Annotated in this window: 21 protein-coding genes; 15 read left to right on the forward strand and 6 right to left on the reverse strand. The window is 38.8% G+C overall.

Going from position 1 to position 25333, the window contains the following annotated elements; all coding sequences use genetic code 11:
• Window positions 1-113: 113 nt before the first annotated feature.
• The 5 genes from P3T75_RS00100 to P3T75_RS00120 are packed head-to-tail and all read left to right on the forward strand — an operon-like array spanning window position 114 to window position 4185.
• A complete protein-coding gene (locus P3T75_RS00100; protein ID WP_230709826.1) occupies window positions 114-497 on the forward strand; it encodes a PTS sugar transporter subunit IIA in 384 nt (127 codons plus the stop codon).
• A gap of 19 nt (window positions 498-516) precedes the next feature.
• Window positions 517-984: a PTS system mannose/fructose/N-acetylgalactosamine-transporter subunit IIB gene (locus P3T75_RS00105; protein ID WP_282461897.1), complete on the forward strand. Its 468-nt coding sequence runs from the start codon at window positions 517-519 to the stop codon at window positions 982-984.
• Window positions 985-1039: 55 nt separating this feature from the next.
• Complete coding sequence (locus P3T75_RS00110) at window positions 1040-2614, forward strand: PTS system mannose/fructose/sorbose family transporter subunit IID (protein WP_282461898.1); 1575 nt, start codon at window positions 1040-1042, stop codon at window positions 2612-2614.
• A gap of 18 nt (window positions 2615-2632) precedes the next feature.
• On the forward strand, window positions 2633-3319 hold the full coding sequence (locus P3T75_RS00115) for an N-acetylmannosamine-6-phosphate 2-epimerase (RefSeq protein ID WP_282461899.1): 687 nt from the start codon (window positions 2633-2635) through the stop codon (window positions 3317-3319).
• Between the two features lie 14 nt (window positions 3320-3333).
• Window positions 3334-4185, forward strand: a complete 852-nt coding sequence (locus P3T75_RS00120) for a MurR/RpiR family transcriptional regulator (RefSeq protein WP_282461900.1) — start codon at window positions 3334-3336, stop codon at window positions 4183-4185.
• A 212-nt stretch (window positions 4186-4397) separates the two neighbouring features.
• On the opposite strand, the gene P3T75_RS00125 is transcribed toward P3T75_RS00120, so the two are convergent.
• Window positions 4398-6176, reverse strand: a complete 1779-nt coding sequence (locus P3T75_RS00125; protein ID WP_282461901.1) for a glycerophosphodiester phosphodiesterase — start codon at window positions 6174-6176, stop codon at window positions 4398-4400.
• Between the two features lie 197 nt (window positions 6177-6373).
• Window positions 6374-6703, reverse strand: a complete 330-nt coding sequence (locus P3T75_RS00130) for a heavy metal-binding domain-containing protein (RefSeq protein WP_206902924.1) — start codon at window positions 6701-6703, stop codon at window positions 6374-6376.
• A gap of 465 nt (window positions 6704-7168) precedes the next feature.
• Between P3T75_RS00130 and mnmE the strand changes: the two genes are divergently transcribed.
• The 7 genes from mnmE to P3T75_RS00165 all read left to right on the forward strand — a co-directional run bounded on the left by mnmE (window position 7169) and on the right by P3T75_RS00165 (window position 16291).
• Window positions 7169-8566 (forward strand): tRNA uridine-5-carboxymethylaminomethyl(34) synthesis GTPase MnmE, encoded by a 1398-nt coding sequence (mnmE, locus tag P3T75_RS00135; protein ID WP_282461902.1) that lies wholly within the window; start codon window positions 7169-7171, stop codon window positions 8564-8566.
• 478 nt (window positions 8567-9044) lie between these two features.
• Complete coding sequence (gene mnmG, locus P3T75_RS00140; protein ID WP_230709846.1) at window positions 9045-10937, forward strand: tRNA uridine-5-carboxymethylaminomethyl(34) synthesis enzyme MnmG; 1893 nt, start codon at window positions 9045-9047, stop codon at window positions 10935-10937.
• Window positions 10938-11167: 230 nt separating this feature from the next.
• The gene (locus P3T75_RS00145; protein ID WP_282461903.1) at window positions 11168-13750 is read left to right on the forward strand and encodes a hypothetical protein; all 2583 of its coding nucleotides are present in this window, start codon (window positions 11168-11170) and stop codon (window positions 13748-13750) included.
• Between the two features lie 10 nt (window positions 13751-13760).
• Window positions 13761-14039 carry an LPXTG cell wall anchor domain-containing protein gene (locus P3T75_RS00150; protein ID WP_282461904.1) on the forward strand — a complete coding sequence of 93 codons (279 nt, stop codon included), beginning with the start codon at window positions 13761-13763 and terminating at the stop codon, window positions 14037-14039.
• Window positions 14032-14607 (forward strand): WxL domain-containing protein, encoded by a 576-nt coding sequence (locus P3T75_RS00155; RefSeq protein ID WP_282461905.1) that lies wholly within the window; start codon window positions 14032-14034, stop codon window positions 14605-14607. The genes P3T75_RS00150 and P3T75_RS00155 overlap by 8 nt, the downstream gene beginning before the upstream one ends.
• A 17-nt stretch (window positions 14608-14624) precedes the next feature.
• Entirely contained in the window at window positions 14625-15257 is a 633-nt protein-coding gene (locus P3T75_RS00160) for a hypothetical protein (RefSeq protein WP_282461906.1), read from the forward strand.
• Window positions 15258-15271: 14 nt separating this feature from the next.
• On the forward strand, window positions 15272-16291 hold the full coding sequence (locus P3T75_RS00165; protein ID WP_282461907.1) for a DUF916 and DUF3324 domain-containing protein: 1020 nt from the start codon (window positions 15272-15274) through the stop codon (window positions 16289-16291).
• 153 nt (window positions 16292-16444) lie between these two features.
• Here the strand turns inward: P3T75_RS00165 and P3T75_RS00170 are convergent, their stop codons facing one another.
• Together P3T75_RS00170 and P3T75_RS00175 are read right to left on the reverse strand one after the other, a co-directional pair.
• A complete protein-coding gene (locus P3T75_RS00170; RefSeq protein WP_206902916.1) occupies window positions 16445-17638 on the reverse strand; it encodes an amidohydrolase family protein in 1194 nt (397 codons plus the stop codon).
• A 204-nt stretch (window positions 17639-17842) separates the two neighbouring features.
• Window positions 17843-18757: a hypothetical protein gene (locus P3T75_RS00175; RefSeq protein WP_282461908.1), complete on the reverse strand. Its 915-nt coding sequence runs from the start codon at window positions 18755-18757 to the stop codon at window positions 17843-17845.
• Window positions 18758-18931: 174 nt separating this feature from the next.
• Here P3T75_RS00175 and P3T75_RS00180 point away from each other — a divergent pair, with 174 nt between their 5' ends.
• Window positions 18932-19147 carry a hypothetical protein gene (locus tag P3T75_RS00180; protein ID WP_206903061.1) on the forward strand — a complete coding sequence of 72 codons (216 nt, stop codon included), beginning with the start codon at window positions 18932-18934 and terminating at the stop codon, window positions 19145-19147.
• Between the two features lie 52 nt (window positions 19148-19199).
• Window positions 19200-20084, forward strand: a complete 885-nt coding sequence (locus tag P3T75_RS00185) for an SPFH domain-containing protein (protein WP_242595786.1) — start codon at window positions 19200-19202, stop codon at window positions 20082-20084.
• Window positions 20085-20139: 55 nt separating this feature from the next.
• On the opposite strand, the gene P3T75_RS00190 is transcribed toward P3T75_RS00185, so the two are convergent.
• On the reverse strand, window positions 20140-20838 hold the full coding sequence (locus P3T75_RS00190) for an LCP family protein (RefSeq protein WP_230709861.1): 699 nt from the start codon (window positions 20836-20838) through the stop codon (window positions 20140-20142).
• A 599-nt stretch (window positions 20839-21437) separates the two neighbouring features.
• Here P3T75_RS00190 and P3T75_RS00195 point away from each other — a divergent pair.
• A complete protein-coding gene (locus P3T75_RS00195; protein WP_282461909.1) occupies window positions 21438-22070 on the forward strand; it encodes a FusB/FusC family EF-G-binding protein in 633 nt (210 codons plus the stop codon).
• A 153-nt stretch (window positions 22071-22223) separates the two neighbouring features.
• Here the strand turns inward: P3T75_RS00195 and P3T75_RS00200 are convergent, their stop codons facing one another.
• Entirely contained in the window at window positions 22224-25220 is a 2997-nt protein-coding gene (locus P3T75_RS00200) for a YhgE/Pip domain-containing protein (protein WP_282461910.1), read from the reverse strand.
• Between the last annotated feature and the right edge of the window lie 113 nt (window positions 25221-25333).

The following is a 25333-nucleotide window of genomic DNA, read 5'->3' on the forward strand; positions in this document are numbered from 1 at the left end:
TTATTTTTTAAAAATATATTGAAACTAAATTTCTGATATTGTATGATGCAAGCATAGCAAGAAATAAATCGCTAAAAAATGTAATCGATTTAAATATGAGAAAGGAAGATAAAATGCGTGCAATTGTATTGGTAGGCCATGGGGCTGGATGCACCGGTATGCAACAGTCAGCGGAAATGATTTTGGGAAAACAGGAGAACCTTTTTGCAGTACCGTTACAACCAGAAGAAAATAGTACAGACTATATTGAAAAATTGACTGCTTTTTGTCAGCAATTGAATGAGGATTACACTCAAATTTTATTTTTGGCAGACATAAAAGGAGGGACACCAGCAAAAGCAGCAGCATTAGTTAGTAAACAGCAACAATTAAATGGCAGTCAATTGATTATGGGGTATCATTTGGCTTTGATTTTATCCAGCTGTTTAGATGTACAAAAAAATGCAAGCGATTTAATTTTCGAAACGACGCCAATGATTCAAGAGTTTAACTTATAAAAGAAAAGAGGAAAAAAGAATGAGTATTAATTTAACAAGAATCGATGAACGGCTAATTCATGGACAAGTGGCTTATTCATGGTCTGTTGCTTATCCTTGTGACGAGATTGTGGTAATTGATGATCAAGCAGCAAATGATGAGATGCAAAAAATGTTACTGGAAATGGCTGTACCAGAAGGAAAAGGCTTTAAATTACTTACTGTAGCTGAAGGAATTGCATATTTTTCAAACGATAATGGCTTGAAATCATTTCTGGTTATTAAAGATCCGGCAATTATTTATGAGTTAGTAAAAGCAGGAATTTATTTTGACAGTATCAATGTTGGGGGCATGTACTTTAAAGAAGGCAAAAAAGAGATTACTAAAACAGTATATGTTGATGAAAGAGATGTTGCCGTTTTTAAAGAATTAGCCCACGCAGGTGTGAAATTAGACGTAAGAACAGCGCCTGGAGACAAATCAATTGAGCTTAGTAGTGTGATTTAAGTTTAAGAAATACAAAATTTTGACGGGGAAGTTTAATTAGCATAGGGGGAGAATAATGACTTTATTCAGCGGGATCTTGTTGAGTATTTTTGTCGCAATTTTAATTACAGAAAATTATGGTTATGGCTATTGGATGATTTCACGACCTATTTTTGCCGGTCCATTGATTGGGTTAGTCATGGGTGACTTACAAACTGGTCTGCAAGTGGGAGCAAGTGTTGAATTGATGTTTATGGGAGTTTTACCAATTGGGGGATCTGTGCCACCTAATGCACAAATTGCCGGTATTATTGGTACGATTTACGCCATCCAAGCTGGCTCACCAGCTCTTGGTATTTCTTTGGCACTACCAATTGGGATTTTAGCGCAATTTTTAATCATGTTAGCTTGGAACATTAATATTTTCTTGGTTCATAAGGCTGATTCTGCAATTAAAGAAGGCAAAACAAAAACGCTAGAAAAATTACATTTGGCTGGCGTGCTCGTTTTCTTTAGTGTGTTTTTCGTGGCCTCTTTTATGGCCATTCAATTTGGTAGCGAGTTTGTAAAACAAATTAATGATGCTTTACCAGTTTGGGTTTCAGGTGGATTAACGATTGCATCTGGTCTTTTACCGGCAATTGGGATGGCCATGCTATTAAAAATGATGGATTTCAAAAAGTTTTGGCCGTTCTTTTTAATTGGTTTTGTTTTATCTGTCTATTTGAAATTAGATGTGTTGGCTGTTTCCTTATTGGGAGCCGGTGTTGCAGCGGGGGCTGGGGCTTTGAGAAAAGGAGAGAATCAAACGGCACAAAATTTACCAACAGAAGAAGGGCCAACAGATTACAATCTCTTGGCTAAAAAAGATTTATGGCGCGTTTTTGCCCGTTCTTTTTTCAGTATGGCGACGATCAATTACGAGCGTTACATCAGTTTAGGCTTTGATTATGCCATGATTCCAGTTTTGCAAAAATTATATAAAGACGAAACCGAGTACCAAAAAGCACTACAACGACATAATGAATTCTTTAATTGCCACCCGTATACCACCAATATCGTTATGGGGGTTTCAATTGCCTTAGAAGAACAAAAAGCGTTAGGAAAACCAATTACAGACGAAACGATTTCATCAACAAAAACGGCCTTAATGGGTCCTTTATCTGGAATTGGCGACTCTGTTTTTAAAGCAACATTTATGACAATTTTTGCTGCTGTGGGGGCTGGGTTAGCTCTAAACGGGAACATTTTGGGACCAATAATTTTTATCGTTCCTAATATTTTTCTAAATGTTGCCACGCGTTATCTAGGTGTATTTTGGGGATATAAATTTGGGGTTAAATTAATTGCCAAGATGAAAAATTCAGATTTAATTAAAAACTTTGTTCAAGGAGCGACCATCGTGGGGATGATGGTTACAGGCTCGATGGTCGTTAATTTTGTCAAAATCGAACTGACTGCTCAATGGGACAATGCCGGTAAAGAAATTGTCTTGCAGGATTTAATTAATCAAATTTTTCCAGGTCTTTTACCATTAATCATCACGCTTATTTTTTATTGGGCCTTAATGAAGAATAAAAAAGCAATTTATTGGTTGATGTTAGCCTGCTTTGTAATTGGCTTACTTGGAAAATTAACGGGAATTTTATAGACAAATGGGAGAATGCAGATGAAAAAAGAAGTTATGGCACAAATTAAAAATGGTGTGATTGTTTCATGTCAGGCACGTAAAGGCTGGCCAATGTATGGCAAAGATATTATGGCTGCTTTTGCCAATGCCGCTGCAGTAGGTGGTGCTGTGGGAATACGAGCGACCGAACCGGAAAATATTGCAGCAATTAAGACAGAAGTAAAACTACCAATGATAGGTATTTACAAACAGTGGTTTGAAGGCTACGATGTTTATATCACTCCGACTTTTGCGAGTTGTGAAGCTATTATTCAAGCTGGTGCAGATATCGTCGCACTAGATGGTACGAAGCGGCCACGACCCAATGGTGAAAAATTGGTTGATATTATTGCGAAGGTTCATGAACAATATCCAGAGATCATTGTAATGGCTGACTGTGATAGTGTCGAAAGTGGAGTATATGCTGAAAATTGTGGTGCAGATCTCGTATCAACTACTTTAGCAGGCTATACAGAGGAAACAAAAAATAATACCACGTTTAACCCTGATCTGATTTGTGAATTGGTAGAAAAAATTACAGTGCCAATTATTGCAGAAGGACATATTACTTCTGTGAATGACTTAAAAGCAGCATATAAAGCTGGTGCTTATTCTGTTGTAATTGGAACAGCAATTACACGACCAGAAGTAATTACAAAAAAATTTGTAACAAGCTTAGAAAACTAATTTGAGGTGAAGAAATGTTTTTACTCCCAGCGCTAAAAAAACAAGAAAATTTTTCGGAAATTGAAAGTCAAATTGCTGATTTTGTCTTGCAGGATGCTGAACGGGTAACCAGGATGACAATTAAAGAATTTGCAACCGGGGCGGCGGTTAGCGAGGCTAGTGTCGTTCGTTTTTGCAAGGCGATTGGAGTGAAAGGGTTTCGCGATTTTAAAGTAGCGCTAAGCCAAGAATTATTTAGTAATAGTAAAAATGAATTTAATATTGTAAAAAAAGAAAAACATGAAAAGTTATCGATAAATGACGTCTTTTTTAACACCATGGCATTAGATCAATTGGCAGTTCAGCAATTAGTGAATACACTCGATTTAAAAGAAGTAGCAAAAGCAATTACTTTATTAAAGGATAAACAAAAAGTGACAGTTTATGGCGTGGGGGCGTCTGCGGTAGTAGCCGAAGATTTCGCCCACAAGGTTAGTAAACTAGGTGTTACAGCCAGTTTTAATCGCGATTTCCACCAGATGTTGGCCTTAGTATTGAATTTAACAGCCGAAGATATTTTCTTAGTTATTTCAACTACGGGAAAGACAGCTGAAGTGGTGCAATTAGTAACGCTGGCCAAAGAAAAAGGTGCCACAGTGATCGCAATTACAACTTTACAAAATTCAAAATTAGCAAAGCTGGCAGATATTAAATTATCCACACCAGTTTTAGAAGAATATTTTCGAGTAGCAAATATGGCCACCCGAATTTCACAGTTGGCTGTTGTGGATGTTTTGTATATGGGGTTGTATGAGGAATTAGGCGAAGTTGCTGTTGATAAACTGTATGATTTGCATCATGCCATTCAGCGCTTTCGCGGAAAGTGATTTATGAAAAACGAACACTTAAGGTAATACCCCAAAACCTTATTTCATTTACAGGCAATAAAATAAAGACCTGCTAAATATTAGTGTCATTGCTAATATTTGGCAGGTCTTTTGCACTATCAAAAAAGGATAAAATTATTAGAAAATCCCAGACTATCACTAGTTTTTGTCAGAATCGCGGCAATTTTTTGGCAGTAGAATTTGGCTTGTTTTTAGTTTTCTTGATTGTTCCAACTTGCAAGCTGCGTGACATATAAAAGCAAGCGATCGGCATAAGATGGGCTGTCTTTAAAGGAACGGATTTCTGCGTTTAGAGTGGAAAGGTCATCTGTAATAATCCCGTCGACATCCATGAAAAAGAGGCTATCCATTTCAGTGCTGTTATTGACAGTCCAAATGTAAACTTGTTTTTTCCAAGCTTGGGCGCGCATGATGAAGTTGTTATCTAACGTTGTCTGCTCCATGGTATACGCATTGGCTTTGGTATTGGGATAGACAAAGTTATAAGGCAAAATAAAGCTAACAAATAGATTGGGCGCTTGGGCTTTTAAACCGGTAATGACGCGATAATCCAGTGAATGAATGCGATGCTGATTTTTTAAAATCGTTGCTTGGTATTTTTTTATAAAATTTTTTAGCATTACTGGTGAGTCGTGGGGTGTTGTTTTAATTTCAATTAATAATTTTTGCTTGTGTTGATTGGCATAAGACAGGTAATCATCAAAGCTAGCAATTTTGGCTTTGTGGCCATTTTCCTGGACTGTTAGCGCTGTGAGCTGTGCCAAGGTCAATTCGTGGGGCGTTTTATTTACTCCGGCCAATGCAGATAAATTCTCATCGTGCATCACGACAAATTGTTGATCTGCGGTTTCGTGAATATCCATTTCGATATAGTCGGGTTTTTCTTTTAACGTGTCTGCCATCGCGGGAATGGTATTTTGCACGCCATTTGCGCCATTGACACCGCGGTGAGAAATCGTTAGCGGTAAAGTAGTCATAGCGCCGGTTAGAAAGAGGGCATTATAAATCATGACGGCAATGGTGATGAAAAATATGACGCCCCCCGCCAAAACGCGCGTAGGAAAACGGTGCTTTTTGGTTGTTGTGCCTAATTGTGGTAACAAAATTTTTTTGGGTAAAATCATTTGGAAAAAGACAACCATAGCCCACAATGTAATCAGCTGTGTGGCAATTTCCATGATGCCTAAATTCACAGTCGCACCTGCTAATGGCCAATAGCTCGGTAACTGATCTAGTCCCAATTGAAGTAGATACAAGCAGAAAATAACGACGATCGTTAAGATAGCTGTTAATAAGTTAAGCCAAAACAAACGGAAAAAGACTTTGATTAGATGCCCCTTGCTTTTTTGCCAACTATTGAAGAAGGCTTGGCGTGCTGGTTGTTTTTGCAAGATTAAATTAGGTAAAAAATACAGAGAACGCAACCCGAGATAGCCCATCGCCAAAAAGAACAAGAAAATTAAAACGGCAAAAAGCGGTTTGGCAATTAAAAAGGTTAAAACAAAATCGGGAATTTTAATTTTACTTAAAAGCACGCTTTGGAAAAAGAAATTTGCAAAGGGTAAAATTAGAAAGCCGTAAATCAAAAAATAAAAGAAGGTGCTCTTAGGCAAGTGAAAAATTTCTTTCACCGAGTAACGAATGAGCGCCATTGGTTTTAAACTGCCTTCTTTTTGAATGAGGCTGATGCCGTAGAGCAAAAAAGAAAATTGCCAAAATAAGGCGATTAAAATTAAAAAAACGACAGCTAAAAGCCCCAAGGTGACAAAAGGATGGCTAATCAATATAGTGGGCAGATTGGTAATGGTTAGATAAGGAATGCGACCAACTTTTAACACGTATTCTGTTAGAAAACGGGCTAAAGGGATAACGATCCACTCCAAAGCCAAACTCATTGTCAAAACTAATAAAACATAACTGCCCCAGTGGTGAAAAAACTCTTTGGTACTGGCACGAATGGATTGATTCATAATTGTTTTCCTTTCTGGCTGAGAAGAAAAAAGCCCTTAGTTAAAAAGTGGGCTGAATTTTACCACTTGTTTTTTTAACTGTCTAAAAATTCTTCTGCTTTATTAATGTAATGTATCTGAAAAAAAAGTCTGAACTAAACAAATTAAAGCTAATTTGTTGTAGCACAGACTTACAATAAGTTTTTAGCTGTTTGTACTTAGCCGCCAACGGTTGTTTCAATAAATTGGACGACGGTGCCGTAAGCGAAAATTTCCAAATACGTTTTGCCGTCAACTTGCACGTGATCGTGATCAAAATGGCAGTTGATGACAGCATTGGCGCCATAAGAAAAGGCCTTTTTCTTTAACATCAACATAATATCTTGCAGTGATTCGTTGGGGTCGACAGTTTCATCAAATAAATCTGTTTCAAATTTTTCGGCAACGAAAATTACGTCCCGCACAGCGTAGCTACGGTTGACGTTACCAGTGGAGATAATAACTTCGTGAATGCGCATGTCGTCTTCTTTTTGTTTGTCAAATGTCATATCGCTCACTCCTTGTAGGTTTGGTGCTGAAATGATTATTTTGTCAAAATTGCGAAATAATAATTCACCAGCAAAAACCAAATTTATTGTTGCAAACAGCCCCAAAAGAGCTGAAATTAACTGTAATTTAATTTTACCGTGATAAGAACCTTTAAGTAAAGCTAAAACCTCTCACAAATTCTGGCATGAAATCTTGCAAGACGGCTAATTTTATGCTAGTCTATGACCAGAATTTAAGGACTTGCAGTCAAAGTGCGCTGTCTTTTGTAAATCGTTGGAAGCTTCTCTAAGTAGAAGTTTTTTTCCTATTTGCAAAAGATGAAGCACTTTTTTTATTGCAATAAATCGTGGCAGAATCCTTTTAGACCGCGGATTATCGCAAATTTTTATTTTAAAATTTATTTTAACAAAAATAGTTTTAATCACTAACTGCAGGCGATACAGTTAAAAAAAGGAGTTTAACTAATGGCAAATATTACCCAAGAATTTGATACGATTGCCGCAATTTCCACGCCGCCTGGCGAAGGGGCGATTAGTATTGTCCGTTTAAGTGGGGATGATGCAGTGAAAATTGCAGATGAAGTCTATCGCAGCGGCAGCAAATGTCTGGCAGATGTTGCAAGCCATACCATTCACTACGGGCATATTTTTGATCCTGCGACAGCGCAGATGGTAGATGAAGTAATGGTTTCCGTGATGCGGGCCCCCAAAACATTTACCAGAGAAGATGTGATTGAAATTAATTGTCACGGCGGAATCGTCGTGGTGAATCAAATTTTGCAATTATTGCTGCGACAAGGCGCCCGGCTAGCAGAACCAGGCGAATTCACCAAGCGGGCCTTCTTAAATGGGCGGGTGGATTTATCCCAAGCAGAAGCCGTGATGGATTTAATTCGGGCGAAAACCGATAAGGCGATGAATTTGGCGCTGAATCAATTAGATGGAAATTTATCCAGCTTAATTCGTTCCCTACGCCAAGAAATTTTGGAAACATTGGCGCAAGTGGAGGTCAACATTGACTACCCAGAATACGACGATGTAGAGGAATTAACGACGCGCTTGTTGCTGGAAAAAGCCAATCAAGTGCAAGGGCAAATCGAACAATTACTTTTAACCGCCCAACAAGGGAAAATTTTGCGGGAAGGTCTAAGTACGGCGATTATCGGGCGACCAAATGTCGGCAAATCTAGTCTTTTGAATCATTTATTAGCCGAGGAAAAAGCAATTGTAACAGACGTTGCCGGCACAACGCGAGATGTCATTGAAGAATACGTGAATGTGCGAGGGGTGCCATTAAAATTAATCGATACCGCCGGAATTCGCGACACAGAAGATATTGTTGAAAAAATCGGCGTGCAACGCAGCCGCAAAGCGTTAGAAGAAGCAGACTTGATTTTACTGGTATTAAATCAAAGTGAAGCCTTAACCAAAGCCGACTTGGAATTATTGGAATTAACCCAAGATACCAAACGAATTATTTTGCTAAATAAAACTGACCTACCAGCTAAATTGGAACAAGAAAAATTACAGAAACTCGCAACCGATGCCCCAATTTTTGCTGTTTCTGTTTTGCAAAATGAAGGTCTGGATCAATTGGAACAGGCAATCGCAGAATTATTCTTCGCTGGGCAAACTGGTGAAAAAGATGCCTCGTACATTTCCAATACCCGTCACATCGCCTTGTTGGAAAAAGCCAATCAAGCGCTAGGAGATGTGGTAACAGGAATAGAAGCTGGTATGCCAGTCGATTTGGTTCAAATCGACATGACCCGCTGCTGGGATTTCTTAGGCGAAATCGTCGGCGATAGCGTACAAGACGAACTTATCACCCAACTATTCAGCCAATTCTGTCTAGGCAAATAAAAACGGTTAAAAATTTTAAAATAATAAAATTCAGCAACTAATTTAAATCGCGCTGTAATAGACTTAACAGTTCGATAATATGCAAGTTCAACTTAATGTCTTCTATTTAGTTGAACTGTAGGCGTAGTGAAACGAAGACAGACTTATTACTCACTGTCAGCCCAGTCTATACAGTAGCTAATTGAGGATGTCAGTTCTACTGAAGACAGCTAGCTGTCTGTATAAAAAAATAGTGATTACTTGGCAGGTAATCAAATTGTAATGGTTAGCTAGTAGAATGATATACGGAGTGAAAATCAGAATAATTTTCGCAAGAAAATTAATACAGTAATATGAACAAAATCGCGCTGTAATAGACTTAACAGTTCGATAATAAGAAAAACCAACTAAATGCCACAGAACGTCATCCAGTTGGTTTTATCTTATTACTCACTGTCAGCCCAGTCTATACAGCAGCTAAGAGGAGCGGATTTATTTCATGGAATATCAAGCGGAGAGTTATGATGTTATTGTTGTTGGCGCGGGTCATGCGGGTAGTGAAGCGGCGTTAGCCAATGCGCGTATGGGCAATAAGACGCTGCTTTTGACGATTAATTTGGATATGGTGGCCTTTATGCCATGTAATCCTTCAGTCGGTGGTCCAGCAAAAGGTGTCGTGGTGCGGGAAATTGACGCGCTGGGCGGCGAAATGGGCAAGAACATCGATAAAACATATATTCAAATGCGGATGCTAAATACAGGTAAGGGTCCGGCAGTACGTGCATTGCGGGCACAAGCAGATAAACATGCTTATGCACAAGAAATGAAGCATACAATTGAGCAAGCAGAAAATTTAACCCTGCGTCAAGGAATGGCAGAAAAATTGATCGTTGAAGATGGTGTTTGTAAAGGCGTAATCACCAATACAGGTGCACGTTACAGCGCAAAAGCGGTTATTATTACAGCCGGTACAGCTTTAAGAGGTGAAATTATTATTGGGGAATTAAAATATTCTTCTGGTCCGAATAATTCACAACCATCAGTTGGACTTGCCAATAGCTTAAAAGAATTAGGTTTTGAAATTGCCCGATTTAAAACAGGGACACCACCACGGGTCAAATCTGGATCAATTGATTATACGCAAACAGAAATCCAACCTGGAGACAAAGAAGCCAATCACTTTAGTTATTCAACGCCGGATAGTGCTTATAAACAAGATCAAGAACCTTGCTGGTTGACTTACACAAGTCCTAAAACCCACGAAATTATTCGCGATAATTTACATCGCGCGCCAATGTTTACCGGGATTGTAGAAGGTGTAGGGGCGAGATATTGTCCGTCAATTGAAGATAAGATTGTGCGTTTTGCAGACAAAGAACGTCACCAACTTTTCTTGGAACCAGAAGGCTTAAATACAGAAGAAGTTTACGTGCAGGGCTTATCTACTTCAATGCCAGAAGATGTGCAAGTTTTAATGTTGCGTTCGATTGCGGGACTGCAAAATGTCGAAATGATGCGGACAGGTTATGCGATTGAATACGATGTGGTCGTGCCACATCAATTGCGTCCAACTTTGGAAACAAAATTAATTGAAAATCTTTATACGGCAGGACAAACCAATGGTACTTCTGGCTATGAAGAAGCTGCCGGCCAAGGCTTGATTGCCGGAATTAACGCAGGCTTAAAGGTTCAAGGTAAAGAACCATTGATTTTAAAACGCAGCGATGGTTATATCGGTGTGATGATTGACGACTTAGTTACAAAAGGCACCCAAGAACCCTACCGCTTATTAACCAGCCGCGCGGAATATCGTTTGATTTTGCGCCATGACAATGCCGATTTGCGTCTAACACAAATGGGTCATGAAATTGGGTTAGTAAAAGAAGCACAATACCAAGCTTACTTAGCCAAAAAAGAAGCGGTTGAAAATGAAATTGCCCGTTTAATGAAAATCCGGATTAAACCGACGGCTGAAGTTCAAGCCTTTTTAGAAACAAAGGGTGCAGCACAATTGAAAGATGGTGTTTTAGCCAATGAATTTTTACGCCGTCCGGAAATTAGCTACGCTGAATTATTGCAATTTATCCCTGCTGACGAGAATCTTTCCCCAAAAGAGATCGAACAAGTTGAAATTCAAATCAAATACGAAGGCTATATCAAAAAAGCCTTAGAAAAAGTTGAAAAATTAAAACGGATGGAAGCCAAAAAAATTCCAACCAACATTGATTATGCGGCCATTAATGGTCTTGCGACAGAAGCGCGTCAAAAATTAACCAAGATTCAACCCGAAACCATTGCCCAAGCGAGCCGCATTAGTGGTGTTAATCCTGCTGACTTGAGTATTTTAATGGTTTACATTGAACAAGGTAGAATTGCTAAAGTTGCGAATTAGTTTGCTTATACAAATTTTAAAAATTTTTTAAACAGTCTGAAATTTTTTCAGGCTGTTTTTTTTTTTGCCTAAATTTCGATCAGGACGCGTTTTGTTAAATTTGTTTTTTTATTATGAAATAAAATAACGAGCCATTTTAGTACGATTGGAATAATTTTAATTTGAAAATGATGATAAAATAATGATATAGTTAAAAAGAAGTGATAATAAAATGAATTAAGGTGTAGAAAATGAAGAATTTAAAAAGACGAGCGTTTCATTTTGGTATGATGATTTGTTTGTTATTATCCGTTGTCAGCGTAAATAAATCTGATTTTGCTCAAGCAGTATCAGCAAAACAAGACCGAAAAAAGACGGAGACGTTTGCGCCGACAAATTCTAATCAAGAATTCATTAATCAACAGGGAAGTTCTAGAGACTCTCATGTTTTGAATGGGAATAATGAAGCGGGTTCTTTGTTGCAAAGTACAAAAACAAATGAACCAAAAATTAAAGAAGAAAATAATCAGGAGTCGATTTTGTCATATGCACCGCTTCAAGTGAAGGATGCTTTTTTGAATCGTCGGGGAATTGATCAGGGCACTGGCGTTGGTGTCGGCGCGCAGCAGGCTGCGATTCCTTTACAAGTAAAGCGATACTTGGACGAGGAAAAAGTAGAGGGGCGACGTGTTTTTAATGCTGCGGCTCTTGGTGGAAGTAAAGAAAATGAAAGGGAAATTGAAAGTGCGCTTGCCACACCTTTTGAAGCGGCGGATACAGTTAGTGACACGCTTAATTTAACGCGATTTCGTAAACAAACCTATTTCAATCACTATCGCGCAGGTATGGCACAATCCCAGAATACGTTGGATTTTAGTCAGGGAAATAGTGGCACAATTTTTAATGCGTATCTGTATATGGCGGAATATACAGAAGGTTTGACCTTTTTTATGCGGCCACAACGCCAAATTTCTTCAGCTGATTATTACGATTATCAAGGCGCAGATTCGACAAAGTATGAAGTGCAAGGGTTAGGCGCCTATTATCATGGTTCAAAAGAAAATCCGGAACAAAAAAATCGCGTTACTGGTATCCAAGATGCCATGCTAGTTGCTTTTGATAACTGGTCCAATGACGGACACACGCACTTGGGATCTGATTCATCTTTAGACAATAGTGAAACGAAGGGGAAATCCCATTTATCGGTTTATAACAGCAATAAACCCCATGTTTTTAAACCGGAATTAGCCAATGAAAACCGCAATGGTGCTGCTCAACGTTGGGCAGTTTATGCCGGAAATGGCTACTTTAATAAAAAATGGTTTAAATTCAGTTTAGCCAATATTAGAGCCCATTACGCTACGATTAGTATTCAATTGCTTACGGCGACGACAGAAGAAAATCTGGCTAGTTTTGATGTTGATTTACGCCATTATATTGATGGCTACAATGAACAGCAGCCGCCCCAATTAGTTTGGGGTTTTACTGCGACGATGGATACTTCACTACAAAATACTAACAAGCAGTTTTTAAACAAAAACATGATTTTCTTTTCCGATTTTAAAAATCCTGATCACACCATGACCGGAATTTTGCAGCAAGATGCATTTTTAAAAACGGATTTAACTACCTCGCTGGCAAACAAATTGGTAAAAAAAGAAGATGTTTTACAACAAGAGGTCACTTTCAAGCATACCAGCGGTAATCTGCCCTTTGAAATTCATCAAAATAACCAAGGGCAGCATGGCATCGCCATCACGTATCGCAATGGTAAAGAGGCAGAAGAAGTTGTAAATGACAAAAAAATTACCTTTGAAAAAAACGGGGTAGAAATTGCCGGCACATACCAGAATGGCCAGTTTTATCCGCAACAAAAAATTGTTGTACAACCCAAAGAAAAACTGACATTACGTTATGACACAAAAATCAAGGCGGTACCTGAAGGAACTACGATCACTAAAATTCCGAAATTAAAAGGAAGCTATCAAGTAGAAGGCAACACGATGCAGGTACAGTTTGCGACAGAAGCGTTGCAATATACCGTGACAGAAGATACGCCACCAGTGATTGCTTGGGATGAAAAATTAAATCAGTTCACCAAAATTCGTCAGTTTGATTTTACTAGTCCCAACTTAAAGACCCCGCTGAATTTTTATTTAAAAGATGAAGTGAAAAAAAATGAGACGCTAAAAGTCCAGTTGGCTAAAAAAGAGGGGAAAGAAGAGTCGGTCATTTGGACCAAAATGATCGCCAACAACAGCGAAATAAAACAGCAGACCTTACTTGTCACAGAGCTTGTTGAACATGTGCAATCAGATAGTGAGTATAGTCTACAAGTTATTGAATGTGATGCCAGCGGTAAAACGCTCCCCCTTGTTTCCAACAAGATTTATTTGCAAACAAAATATACACCAGAGCTACGCTTTACTTATGTCAGTGATCAGCTTCATTGGCAGGTCCCGTTAAAAGCCCAGGCTGAAATTTTGCCGCACCAAAGTAAAGAAAATTTACGCATCGAAATTTTAGATACACGCCCGCAAAATAAAAGGAGCAATTGGTATCTTACTTTGCAGCTGATGCCAGCAGAAGATTTTATTGGTCAGTACAGTTTCATTTGGAAAGACGACGATGAACAAGAACTAAATCGTCCCAATGCGCCGATTCAGATAAATGCGGCAAATTTTCAAACGGAAGACAATTATTTGAGTCAACGGGAATATGCCAAAGAAGAAGGGCTACTGCTCAAAACCAATCCCCTTCAAATGCAAGTAAAACCAGAGCTTAATCAAATAAAAGTCCAGTGGCAGCTACATGATGTCCCGCTAGTGGAGTAGGAGGAAAATGGTGAAAAGAATTTGCTTTTTAGTGCTAGTCTGCGGCCTATTTCCAGTGCGTGCTTTAGGGGCAGAAATAACCTATGATCAAGATCAAAAAACGATACCCTTGGAATTATATCAAGAAAAACCCAACGCAAATACAAATGATTTAACTTTAAAAAAAGACAATCCGCTAATTTTTATGCCAAAAACAGGAGAAGTTTTACAAATGGGGCTATCTTTTGTGGGGACGCTACTAGTTGGCGGCACAATTTTATTTTATCAAAGGAGGCGTAAAGATGCGTAAATGCTGGCTTTATTTAGTTGGCTTGCTCGTGTTTGGCAGCCTCTTTATCCGGCCGCCGACAGGATTGGCCGCAAGTAATTTGATTATTGAAGTAATGGAGCAAGACTTGCAATTACAAATGGTAAAGCCGCCAGATTTTGGCCGGCATAAAATACGCAAGGAGCGCTTTACGATCACTTCCAAGACGGATTTAGTGATTCAAATTATCGATAGTCGTTACAGCAAACAAGCAGGTTGGCAGCTGCTTTATCAATTCCAACCTTTCAAAAAAGAAGCACAATATCTAGCAAAAGACGTCTACTATCAGTTAGGGACAGGCAAATTACGAAAAAAAAATCACCAACAGTGGCAAGTTAGTTCCCAGTTTCAAAGCCAACCCTTTAAAACAAAGCAGCAACAAGCAGGAAATACAATTGTGAAAAAGACTGGCGAAACAGATCAAGGAGCGATTTCTTATGAATATCGGGTCAAAAAAGAAGACATTCAGCTAACAATTTCTCCTGACGCTGCCGCTGGTTTATACAAGGCCACTCAAATTATTGTCTTACAAAATGTACCAACCATATAAAAAGGAGCGAAATAAAGATGAAAAAATTTTTAGCAGCAGGTTTAATGACAATGGCACTATTAAGTTGTGGGAATTCGGCATTTGCCAAGGTGGAGAGCGATACAAAAGGTAGTACCGATTTGAATATTACCGTTTTAGCCAATGAAAATCCGGAATTGCAACAACTAAAATTAATCAATGTTCCCGACCGTTTTGAACAAGCAACCACCCTTAATGCTACCGGGAATTACACAGTAAACTTTACCGATCAAAATATTAAAGATGACAGCGATAGTGCGATCAAGAAAGTTTTCAAAAATAATTACGTTGTTTTTAATGATACGCCAAGTGTTTCATGGAATCTAAAAGCTTCTTTAAACAAAGATAAAGTTGATGAAGCTGGTAAAACCAATATTGCGACTGGCAATAAAGCGGTAACGATTACCAAATTTACAGTCGAAGGCAAAAAGATTTATGGTGCCGGTGCGGATGGCGACATTATTTTTTCTAGTCAAGATGTGACAGAAAAAGCTGGTTTCCTAATGAAAAAATTTGAAAGCGGCGCAATGGAATTCAAAGATCATGATTTCCAATTAAAACAAGGGGATAAAATTGACGTAGAAAATTTGGTACTCTTCACGCTAACGGCTTTGCCGGAAGTTGCGGAGTAATTTAGGAGGCAATAATGAAAAAAAGTGGCTGGATTTTGGTATGTTTAACTTTTGTTTTCTTATTTTTAGGGCCAACAGCGCAGGCGAGCGGCAATGTAGAATTTAGCATTCGTGGTATCTTACCGGAAAATCAAATTGATAAAGAGCAAACTTATTTTGATTTGTTATTAAAGCCTGGTGCAAAACAAGAAATCAAAATCGCAATAAAAAACGATGCTGCTGTAGCTCAAAAATTTGTGGTAAATATTAATCAAGCCACCACCAATAGCAGTGGTCAAATTGATTACAGCAGTAAAAAGGCGCCATCTGCTGCAACGATATATCCAATTGAAGATGTCGTTCAAGCTCCCAAAACCGTAACCGTACCACCACAAAGTGAAATACAAGTGCCACTTTCTGTAACCATGCCAACAGAAAAATTCGCTGGTCGAATTATGGCGGGGATTCAAGTTTTAAAATTGATTGAAGAAGATGGGGCATCTGTCACGAGTCAATTTGGCTATATTCTTGGGTTGCAGCTGCGCAATACCTTAACACAAGTGAAGCGAGAGCTGAAAATTACCAATCCTAAAGCCGCTATTTCCTTTGGCGAGACAGCTTTTAGTGTGAACGTGGAAAATATGACTTTGGACGCGATTGGCAAGATGACCTACACCGGTAAAATTACAGAAGCGGGTAAAAAAACAGCGCTGCAAAAAATAAACTGGGAAAATCGTTCCATGGCACCTAACTCGAATTTTGATTTGGTCTTTGCAATGAACGATCAAGAAATTAAACCAGGCGCCTATCAGCTTCACTTGCAAGTAACCGACGGCAAAGGCAATGTCTGGCAAGTAAACGAGTCTTTTACAGTGAGCAGTAAAAACGCCAAAGAAGTTAACAGTGCGATTATTCCGGTGGCAGCTAGTTCTCAGACACCGCCATGGCTGTATGGACTAGTCGGTGCGTTGGCAGCGTTGTTAGTTTTAGTAAGTGGTGTTTTACTAAAATCTCGCCGCCCGCAAGCTAAGGCCATCAAAGAATTAAACAGCTAAAAATATCTTTTAAAGTGGTAGCCGTGTTGACAAGTCAGCACCGCTACCATTTTTTAGAAAAAAAAGACCGGCAAAATGAAAGGCGGTAGCAAAAAAAGTTAGCTTTGTCGTCTAACTTTTTGCTACTTTCACCATTTCTGCCAAGTCTTTTTACTATTTTACTTGTTTTCCGTTGAAGTAACTGGCCGAAACCGGAATTTTACGGGCGACAAATTCTGCCGTAGAGTCAGCGTTTACTAAAGTGAAATTAGCTGCCATCCCCACTTTAAGCCAGCCGTCTAAAGCCAGCGCTTTTTGGCCGGTTACAAGTTCCAAACTTTCGGTTAATTCTTCTTGTGATAGTTGGTCAAAAATTTCAGCATAGCGATTTAATTTATCCATCACATCACCATTGCCAAAAGGTGACCAGCAATCATAGATGTTATCGCAGCCAATAAAGGTTTTGACACCGGCAGCTTTTAGTTTGGTTAATGGTGGAATAACAAAATTTAAAGGAATGCTGGAAATAATCGTAATCCCATTTTCTGCTAAGGCACTAAAAAGTTCATCTTGTTCTGTACCAGCTAAGTCTCTTAAACCATAAGCGTGACTAATCGTTACTTTATTTTGCCAGTTTGCTTCTTTGGTCAGCTCCAACAATTTAGAAAAGAATGCCCGCGCATTATCACCGCGTTCGTGAATGTGTAAATCCATGGGCACATTAAATTGAGTGGCTAATTCAAAAGTTTGATTTAAAGAAAGAGCTAAGTTTTGGTCAAGGGAGACCGGATCGACCCCGCCAACTAAAGTAGCACCATTGCGCAGCGCTGTTTTCATCTCATCATAGGCATCAGATAAAAGCAGACCATGCTGCGGAAAAGCAACCAATTCATAATCCAATTTATCAGTATACGCACTTAAAACTTTTTGCGCAGATTCCAAGTAGCGTTGGCCAACCTTGGGATGAATGTCGATGTGGGAGCGAAAATGAGTTACACCATGAGCCAGCTCTAATTCAATTAAGTTTTTCATGCGCTCTTCAAAAGATAAAGGCGCACTTTCTAAATATTCAAATTCTTTGGTAAAACGCTGCACCAAGCTATCAGCTGGTTCAACGGGATACCAAGGAATCCCTAATTTACTTTTATCAAAATGCACATGCATTTCGCGTAACTGCGGTAGGACTAAAGCATTTTTACCATCAATTATGGCGCTTTTAGGATCAAAAGATTCCTCTGAATCACTAACAGCAGTAATCACACCATCTTCAAAAGTAATCGCTACTTTTTTGGTCTTGGTTCCATAAGTGAAACCAGCGTTTTTTAGATAATCTGTTTCAATTCTGACGTTCTGAAGTACAGTTTTCATAATACACCTCGCTTATTTTTCATAAGGGTACTCCAAAGACAAATAAAAAGCGAATTTTTGCTTTCAGGTGTTTTTTTACGCCGCAAAAAAGAGGTAAGCAAGCAAATGTTTCACATGAAACTTTTTTGTCACATTTTTTGTTACAATAAAAAGTTGATTTTACAGCAGTAGACATGAAAAAAAGCTTAAGGCGTAACAGTCAGGTTATGGCTTATTTTCATCTTCAGCGGCTGCTTGCAGCTTTTGCCTTAAAGTGGTCATTTTTTCGTTGGCTTCTTCAAATAAGGCGGGAATTTGCTTAAGTAATTGGCTAGTGACACCCAGTGCATCTTGCGTTGCATGAGGCGTTAAGACAGTGGTGCTGGCGGCAAAATTTTTGGACAGCTCACGAACGATCGCCTGTGTTTTAGCCAAGACTTCTGGCGGCAAAGCGCTGGCGGAATAAGAGGCAAACAGTGTGCTGGTAGCCGTAATCGTAGCGCTGTATTGTAGCACCCACGTGAATAAATACTGTAAATCAACTTCTGAAATCGTGTTATTGTAAATGGCAGTCAAAGTCGTTAAAATTGGTGCGGTAACAGAAGCTGGCACAAGTTTAGTTAAAGAAAGATTTTTAACTGCTAGTTGCGGGTTTTGCGCTAAATCAAAACGGTAGCATAAATAGAGCAATTCTTGGATGCTGCTGGCAACAAAAGCCCCAGTTTTTTTATCCGTTTGATAAATTTTGGTTTCAGCGAATGTTTTTAATAAGTCGGTGCCACATTTTAAAGCAGAAGGTGCGACATAAAGGCGAAAATAGGAGCTCTCACTGGTAAGAATACCGTCTAAAATTGATTTTTGTATTTTGGTACTAGTAAACTCGGCGTTAAAATCCGCTTCTTTTAGCTGATTTAATTTTTTTACGGCGTCTTTTTTTACCCGTGCCGTTAAGACGGCTTGTTTATTTTCCGCTTGAAAACCAACCTGGGCAAAATAATGCAGGGAAAAAAAGTTATTTTGGTAGAGGCATTCATTTAAATCAGCTAACAAAATCTCGTTGCCTGCATTTTGAATAAGCCAAGAGGTTAGCGTTTGTTTTAATAATTCTGCTTGCGTGGGTTCTTTTTTAAAAAAAGCCATGGGCTTACCTCCTTGTCTGATTTTTTATGATGCTTCTATTTTAGTCGAAAAAGCTGTTAATTAACAAATGATTCACTAAGAGCATTTTGCAAGTGGTATAATGATTGCAATCACGTTGGGGTTTTAGGTTTGGCTGGTAACAGGAGGTGGGCAAATTCGTTGGCAGATTATCAAATGGAAAAAACGTTAGGCAAATGCTTTCGGACAACGAAAGAAAGTTTTACTGGTAGTGTCAGGATTTTTGGCAGCTGGTATGATTATAGAGTGGTTGCAGGTTTGCCGGCAGTTGGGGATATGTTAGAAGTTATCGACTACACTCCTAATGCACTATTGGTAAAAGTGAACAATACATTATACGAAAGTGATGTGAATTACATTGGCAATTTTTAGTATCTTTTTTGTTATCTTATTGATTGGTTTAATTATTTTAATTTTGTCGCAAATGATTATTATCGTCGAGCAAGGGGAAGTCAAAGTCGTTGAAAGCTTTGGGAAGTATGTGAAATCGCTTGATCCGGGTTTACATTTTTTGATCCCCGTTTTGTACAACGTCAAGCAGCGGGTTTCTTTAAAACAAATTCCGATTCAAATTGATCCGCAAAGCGTAATCACAAAAGACAATGTTATCGTTGAAATTGATGAAGCGATTAAATATCACGTAACCGACGTCCGTGCTTTTGTGTACGATAACCAAAATTCTGTAGTTTCCATGATCCAAGATTGTCAGTCTAATTTACGGGGCATCATTGGGAAAATGGATTTAAACGAAGTCTTAAATGGGACCGAAGAAATCAATGTAGCGCTATTTGAAAGTGTCAAAGATATTACGGCGGGCTACGGCTTGTCCATTGACCGCATTAATATTGGGGAAATTTCAGTTTCCGATGAAATCGTGAATTCCATGAACAAGCTCATCACAGCTAGCCGCGACAAAGAATCCTTGATCACAATTTCAGAAGGTAAAAAACAATCTGTCATTTTGGACTCTGAAGCCAAAGCCTCTGAGATGGAAATTGATGCCGCCGCGCGGGCCAAGCAAACCAAAATTGATGCCACTGCCAGAGCGGAGCGCATTAAAATCGATGCCGCTGCTGAAGCCGAGCGCATTCGCGTCGTAACAGAAGCTGAAAAACAACGTATTAAAGAGATCAACCAAGCCATCCAAGAGAGTGAATTGGATGAAAAAATGTTATCTTATTTAGGCATTGAAGCCTTTAAACACGTGGTGGAAAATAATCACAATACGGTTATCCTACCAAGTAACTTAACGGAAATCGGCAATATTCCAGCCATTAAACAAGTTTGGGACGCAACCGATAAAAAATAAAGCAAAAAAGTGATGATACGTCTGGGTATCATCACTTTTTTTGTTTCACGCTTATTTAAGCTTGTAAATCCCGATGGAGCTGAATGGTATTTTTGGCCCAATTTATTTTGTCTAAGCGATAAGGAAAATCACCGGATACGGTGTAACTTCCTGGGGTGGGAACATTTATTTTTTGCATGCGGGCGTTGCCTTTGGCCAAATAACCTGTACCAAGTTTTAACATATCTCGTAAGCCGAGATTGCTTTTGGTGTGCTCTTTGACTGTACCCAAATTTTGCGTAATAGCGCTAAGACTGGGCGTGACGGTCTTCCATTTCATAAAACGAATCAAATCTTCCTGGCGGCTAAAAACGTCAAAAGACTTATCTTCGTCAATTTGATAGCTAATATAGGCGTCAATTTCTGTCAAAGACAACTTTTGCGGACCTAATAAAAATTTTTGTCCGTTTTTTAAAGCGGTAAAATCTTTTTCAACTGTAATCGTTAAGGTGCCATCTGTATCCAGACCGGCTTCTTTAATCGCGGCTAATCCCTCTTCTTTTTTCAAGATGAAGTATTTTGTTACCGACTGAGAAAATGCAACCGAGAAGTATTTTAAAAAATCAGTGATCGAATTTTTAACATACAATTCTCCCAAGGTAATGTTGTGGAGCATGATTTCAGGACTAACGCGCCATAAAGAACCCTTATCCTGCAAATCATAAACAAAAAAAGTTGAAAAAATACCGTCATCAAAAATAAATAAAACTTTCATGGGTTTTCTCCTTATACAGTGCAATTTATTAAAATTCCGTCTTAATGCTCAAAAGCCAAACTCTTGAAAAATTTGAAGAACAATTTATCAAGAGTTCATCTTATTGCTTGAGAGCTGACCAAGTTCCTAAAGCTTTTCTATTTGTCTAGCTTCATGTACCAACTCTGCGGGAAAAATTCAAAAATTCGCTTCTGGTAAGGAACACCAGAAGTCAAATTTCCGACATTTTTCCACAGAGCTAACCGGTACATTCCACTTTTCTACATGTCTAGTTTTAGAAACTAACTTCCTACGGCAATAAGTCAAAATTTCAAGAAATTTGAAGAACAATTTATTAAAATTCCGTCTTATTGCTTGGAAGTTAAACGAGTTTCTAAAGCTTTTCTATTTCTACTCTATCAATTTTTTTCTTTTTTGACTACCGGCGTAGGGCCGTTGCTTTTTTTAGAAAATGCGGGTATGATAACGAAGATTAGAACAAGGTGGTGGTCACATGATACGATTTGTATCTTCTGTACGCACAATTGGCTGGCAGTTAGACTGATGGCGCAGTTGTGACTTTCTTCTGCGCATCAGCGGTTTGGAGAAAGGAAAATCTTATGAATTTAGAACCTTATCAATTTTTTGCTTTAGCAAAAGACATCGACGATTTGATTAATGTCTATCAATCCGTCAATGACAAACAAACAGTCAACGCCGTACAGGCTTTAACAACTGAAAAAATTAATACCATTTTGCCGGAAGATTCTGCAAAAAAAGCAGCATTGGTGCAATTTATTTTAAATCCACATTTGACAAAAGCCGCAGCTGAACGTTATTTAAACGAATTAAAAGAACAAGTGACGCCTTTTGTTGCGCCAAGTGCTAAACAAGTGGAAAAAGTCTTTCGCAAGACGAAAAAATTGCGTTTACCAAATTTTGACGCGATGGATCTAAAAGAGCACACCTATATTGGTTGGAACGATCCGGGGCAGCAGCAAAAATTTATGCTGTATTATGAAAATGGTGCCCTAAAAGGGTTAAAAGGCAATTTTTCTAGTAATATTTTGAAAAATGTTTGTTCCATTTGTCATAAAACCAGTGAAGTGGCGCTATTTTTAGCCACGACTAAAAAAGGCGGCGACGGTACGTATACCAAACGTGGTAACTATATTTGCGTCGACAGCGACAAATGCAATCATCAACTTTATGATAAGCAACAGTTGCTAGATTTTGCTAATAAAGTAAAATAAAATTTCAGTTTATAATTTATAAATTTTAAAAGACAGAAGGATTTTTCCTTCTGTCTTTTTATTAGCCTTTTAGCTGATTTCACTGTAAAAAAGTGGTAGCAATAACTTAAATTTATCCGCTAGACCATTTTCATAGATTCACACACCCGCTTTTTAAACTTCGGACATTTCTTCATCAAAAGTGCGGGGATCTTTTTTCTTTTTGGTAAAAAAGGCGATCATCAAGAGATTGCTGATTAGGAATAACCCGATAAACAGGCCGGTTTCAACTAACAGTGAGCCTCCGATGGAGATGCCTTCGCGTAATGCGCGAATGGAATAAGTCATTGGTAAAAACGGATTTATAACCCGATAAAATGTGCCACTTAATTCGATTGGATACGTTCCACCAGAACTTGCCAATTGAATGATCATAAAGATAAGCATTAAAAATGAACCAAGTTTTCCTAATAATAAATTGAACAACGTGACGATCGACATAAAGGTCAGGGAAACGAGGATGCTAAACAAAATCACTTTGACTGGCTGTAAGACAGTCATACCTAAAAAGACGGTCAAGACGAAATACACCATTAAAGCTTGAAAAATTCCGACAGCGCCTAAAATCGAGGCTTTACTTGCCCACCATGCGATACCACTTGTCGGTTTTTTCTTTGGTGTAAAAGTATCAAACAGCAAGTTAAATGTAATGGTTCCAATGAATAAGGCGACAGACATCATGTAAGGCGCCATTGCCGTCCCATTATTTGCTACTGAGTCAAAATCTTGGTGAATAGTGCTTACAGGCTTGGCCATGGCATCAGCTGAAACTTTCTTCGTGTTGATTTCTTTTATTTTATCAGCACCACTAGCCAATTGATTGCTCACTTCCTTTAGCCCACTTCCGACTTTTCCTAAAGATTGCTGTACTTGTTTTTCACCTGTAGCAAGTTGGAAACTGCCTGTTGAAATTTGTTGCGCGCCACTGTCTAATTTTTGCGCACCTGAAATTATGCTGCCGCCATTTGCTGCTAGTTGTCCAGTTCCATTCACTAATTGTAAGGAGCCATTTTGTAAAGCAGACACGCCACTACGCAAAGTAGGCAGTTTTTGCTGTACTTGATTTAAGCCAGCTGTTAGTTGATTTGAACCATGGGTAAGCGTGGCTGATTGGTGCTGCAAGCGCTCAGTTCCACTAGCCAATTGTTGTGCGCCTTGGGCTAATTGATTGACCCCGCCACTTAGAACAGGAACTTTTTGTTGTAAATTAGCGAGCCCGTTTGTTAGATTTCCAGCACCCTGATTAATTGTTTGTCCTTGTGCTGCTAATTTTGTGGCACCTTGTGTGAGCTGTTCACTGCCAGTTGCTAACTGCTGAATACTTTTCGTGAGAGTTGGCATATTTTTATTTAATGCTGTTGTACCTTGGTCAATTGCTTGGATGCCTGGAACAACTTGATTGGCAATATCGTAAAGTCCCTGCACAGATTTATTAATTCCGTTACTAGCAGTAGCGCTGACTTGGGTCAATTGATTTGCACCGGTTTTCAAGTCAGCTATTTGCGTAACAGGAATTTGTTGGACGGCGGCAAGGCCACTTGTTAGTTTTTCTAAAGCTTGTTTTTGAGCTGTTAGTGAAGCAAAAAGTGGTGTCGTATCGATTGAAAGCTGATTTGCGGCCTGCAAAGTTTGGCTATCTTGTTGTTGCATCGTTGTTAAGACCAAGTCCTTTTGTTCTTGGGATAAAGTCACACCTTTTGTGGCTAAGGCAGCAACGATGGCATTTGCATTGGTTGCTAAATCTGTTTGGTAGTTGGCGCTAAGATTCTGTTTTGTCGTTTCGATTTGCTGATTAATTCCAGCAACATTTTCTGATACGCTATTTAACTGATTAGAGAGTTCTGTTACAAGATTCGTGACCTGTGCAATATTTTCTAGACCACTTAAATCAGTTGTGGCCAATGTTTGAGCAACTTGCGCAAGATAGCTTTTCACGCTATCGGTATAATTTAAAAGCTGATTTTTTTCTGCCACTGACATTTGCACAGCACTTAAGCTAGTTGATATTTTTTTAGTTCCTTCGTTTAAAGCTTTTACTTGTTGAGGCAGTTGTTTCGTTTTTGAAGCTAAACTCTGCAGTCCCGCTGAAATTTGCTGTGTGCCGTCGCTGACGGATTGTACGCCATTTGTGTATTGACCTAATCCGTTTTGCAACGTTTGCGATCCAGCGCCTAATTGCCCCACACCTGTCGTTAAACTGGGAATATTTGTAGCAAATTGATTGATTCCGCGGGTTAGCTTTTTAGATCCCTTTGTAACAGTGCCGACACCATTTGTATATTGTAAAACGCCGGTGGCAAGTTTTTTAGAACCATCGGTCAGTTGACTGATCCCACCGGTTAGTTCCGGCACTTTACCCGCTAAAGTCGTAATGCCGAGATTAATTTTTTTAGCGCCGGTATCAACTTTTTTAGCGCCGGTGACATATTGTTGCAGACTTTTATTTAATGTGTGGCTTCCATCAGAAAATTTTAGTGAACTAGCAGCTAGTTTTGTTAAATTATCTGAAAGTGTCTGGCTGGCAGTATTTAACTTGTCGGTTCCTGCTGCTAATTTTTTGCCGCCTGCTGCTGCGCTTTGCATACCAGTTCCGGCTTTGCCAAATTGTGAAAGCAATGTTTCGCTATACATTTGGGTTACTTGACTGGATACTTGATTTTTTATTTGGGTCATCGCGGAATCTGACATTTTAGCCCCAGTCAAATTAGTACCCTGAGAGGTTTGATACGTAATTTCCATATCCTTTGGCTGCTTAGTTAAGATTGTCGTTGCATTTTTGGAAAAGTTTGCCGGAATCGTCACGATCATATAATATTTTCCTTTTTCAATTCCCTTTTGTCCCTGTTCTTTGGAGACAAAATGAAAGTCTAATGCGTGCGTTTGTTTTAATTTAGTGGTTAAATTTTTACCAATGGCGAGTTGTTTGCCTTGATAGACAATTGGTTGATCTTGATTAACCACCGCAACGGGCAAATGATCAAGATTTCCGTAAGGATTCCACAGTCCACCTAAAAAGATGAGGTTGTATAATGCTGGGATCAAGCCAATTATCCCCAAGACGATTAAAAGAAATTTATTTTTGAATAACGCGCGCCATTCTTGTTTTATCATAATTTTGCCTTCTTCCCGATTTAATTCTGCTCATAACAAAAGCAAAACAACAACGTGTTGATTTGTGAACTTGGAAATTATATAATCGAGTAGAAAGATAGTCAACCAACAGA

The organism is Enterococcus montenegrensis (assembly GCF_029983095.1).
Taxonomy (GTDB): Bacteria; Bacillota; Bacilli; order Lactobacillales; family Enterococcaceae; genus Enterococcus_C; species Enterococcus_C montenegrensis.

Excerpts from the sequence above, each read along its gene's own strand:
- P3T75_RS00100 (WP_230709826.1), top strand. The coding sequence starts at position 114 with ATGCGTGCAATTGTATTGGTAGGCCATGGGGCTGGATGCACCGGTATG.
- P3T75_RS00105 (WP_282461897.1), top strand. The coding sequence starts at position 517 with ATGAGTATTAATTTAACAAGAATCGATGAACGGCTAATTCATGGACAA.
- P3T75_RS00110 (WP_282461898.1), top strand. The coding sequence starts at position 1,040 with ATGACTTTATTCAGCGGGATCTTGTTGAGTATTTTTGTCGCAATTTTA.
- P3T75_RS00115 (WP_282461899.1), top strand. The coding sequence starts at position 2,633 with ATGAAAAAAGAAGTTATGGCACAAATTAAAAATGGTGTGATTGTTTCA.
- P3T75_RS00120 (WP_282461900.1), top strand. The coding sequence starts at position 3,334 with ATGTTTTTACTCCCAGCGCTAAAAAAACAAGAAAATTTTTCGGAAATT.
- P3T75_RS00125 (WP_282461901.1), bottom strand. The coding sequence starts at position 6,176 with ATGAATCAATCCATTCGTGCCAGTACCAAAGAGTTTTTTCACCACTGG.
- P3T75_RS00130 (WP_206902924.1), bottom strand. The coding sequence starts at position 6,703 with ATGACATTTGACAAACAAAAAGAAGACGACATGCGCATTCACGAAGTT.
- mnmE (WP_282461902.1), top strand. The coding sequence starts at position 7,169 with ATGGCAAATATTACCCAAGAATTTGATACGATTGCCGCAATTTCCACG.
- mnmG (WP_230709846.1), top strand. The coding sequence starts at position 9,045 with ATGGAATATCAAGCGGAGAGTTATGATGTTATTGTTGTTGGCGCGGGT.
- P3T75_RS00145 (WP_282461903.1), top strand. The coding sequence starts at position 11,168 with ATGAAGAATTTAAAAAGACGAGCGTTTCATTTTGGTATGATGATTTGT.
- P3T75_RS00155 (WP_282461905.1), top strand. The coding sequence starts at position 14,032 with ATGCGTAAATGCTGGCTTTATTTAGTTGGCTTGCTCGTGTTTGGCAGC.
- P3T75_RS00160 (WP_282461906.1), top strand. The coding sequence starts at position 14,625 with ATGAAAAAATTTTTAGCAGCAGGTTTAATGACAATGGCACTATTAAGT.
- P3T75_RS00165 (WP_282461907.1), top strand. The coding sequence starts at position 15,272 with ATGAAAAAAAGTGGCTGGATTTTGGTATGTTTAACTTTTGTTTTCTTA.
- P3T75_RS00170 (WP_206902916.1), bottom strand. The coding sequence starts at position 17,638 with ATGAAAACTGTACTTCAGAACGTCAGAATTGAAACAGATTATCTAAAA.
- P3T75_RS00175 (WP_282461908.1), bottom strand. The coding sequence starts at position 18,757 with ATGGCTTTTTTTAAAAAAGAACCCACGCAAGCAGAATTATTAAAACAA.
- P3T75_RS00180 (WP_206903061.1), top strand. The coding sequence starts at position 18,932 with ATGGAAAAAACGTTAGGCAAATGCTTTCGGACAACGAAAGAAAGTTTT.
- P3T75_RS00185 (WP_242595786.1), top strand. The coding sequence starts at position 19,200 with ATGATTATTATCGTCGAGCAAGGGGAAGTCAAAGTCGTTGAAAGCTTT.
- P3T75_RS00190 (WP_230709861.1), bottom strand. The coding sequence starts at position 20,838 with ATGAAAGTTTTATTTATTTTTGATGACGGTATTTTTTCAACTTTTTTT.
- P3T75_RS00195 (WP_282461909.1), top strand. The coding sequence starts at position 21,438 with ATGAATTTAGAACCTTATCAATTTTTTGCTTTAGCAAAAGACATCGAC.
- P3T75_RS00200 (WP_282461910.1), bottom strand. The coding sequence starts at position 25,220 with ATGATAAAACAAGAATGGCGCGCGTTATTCAAAAATAAATTTCTTTTA.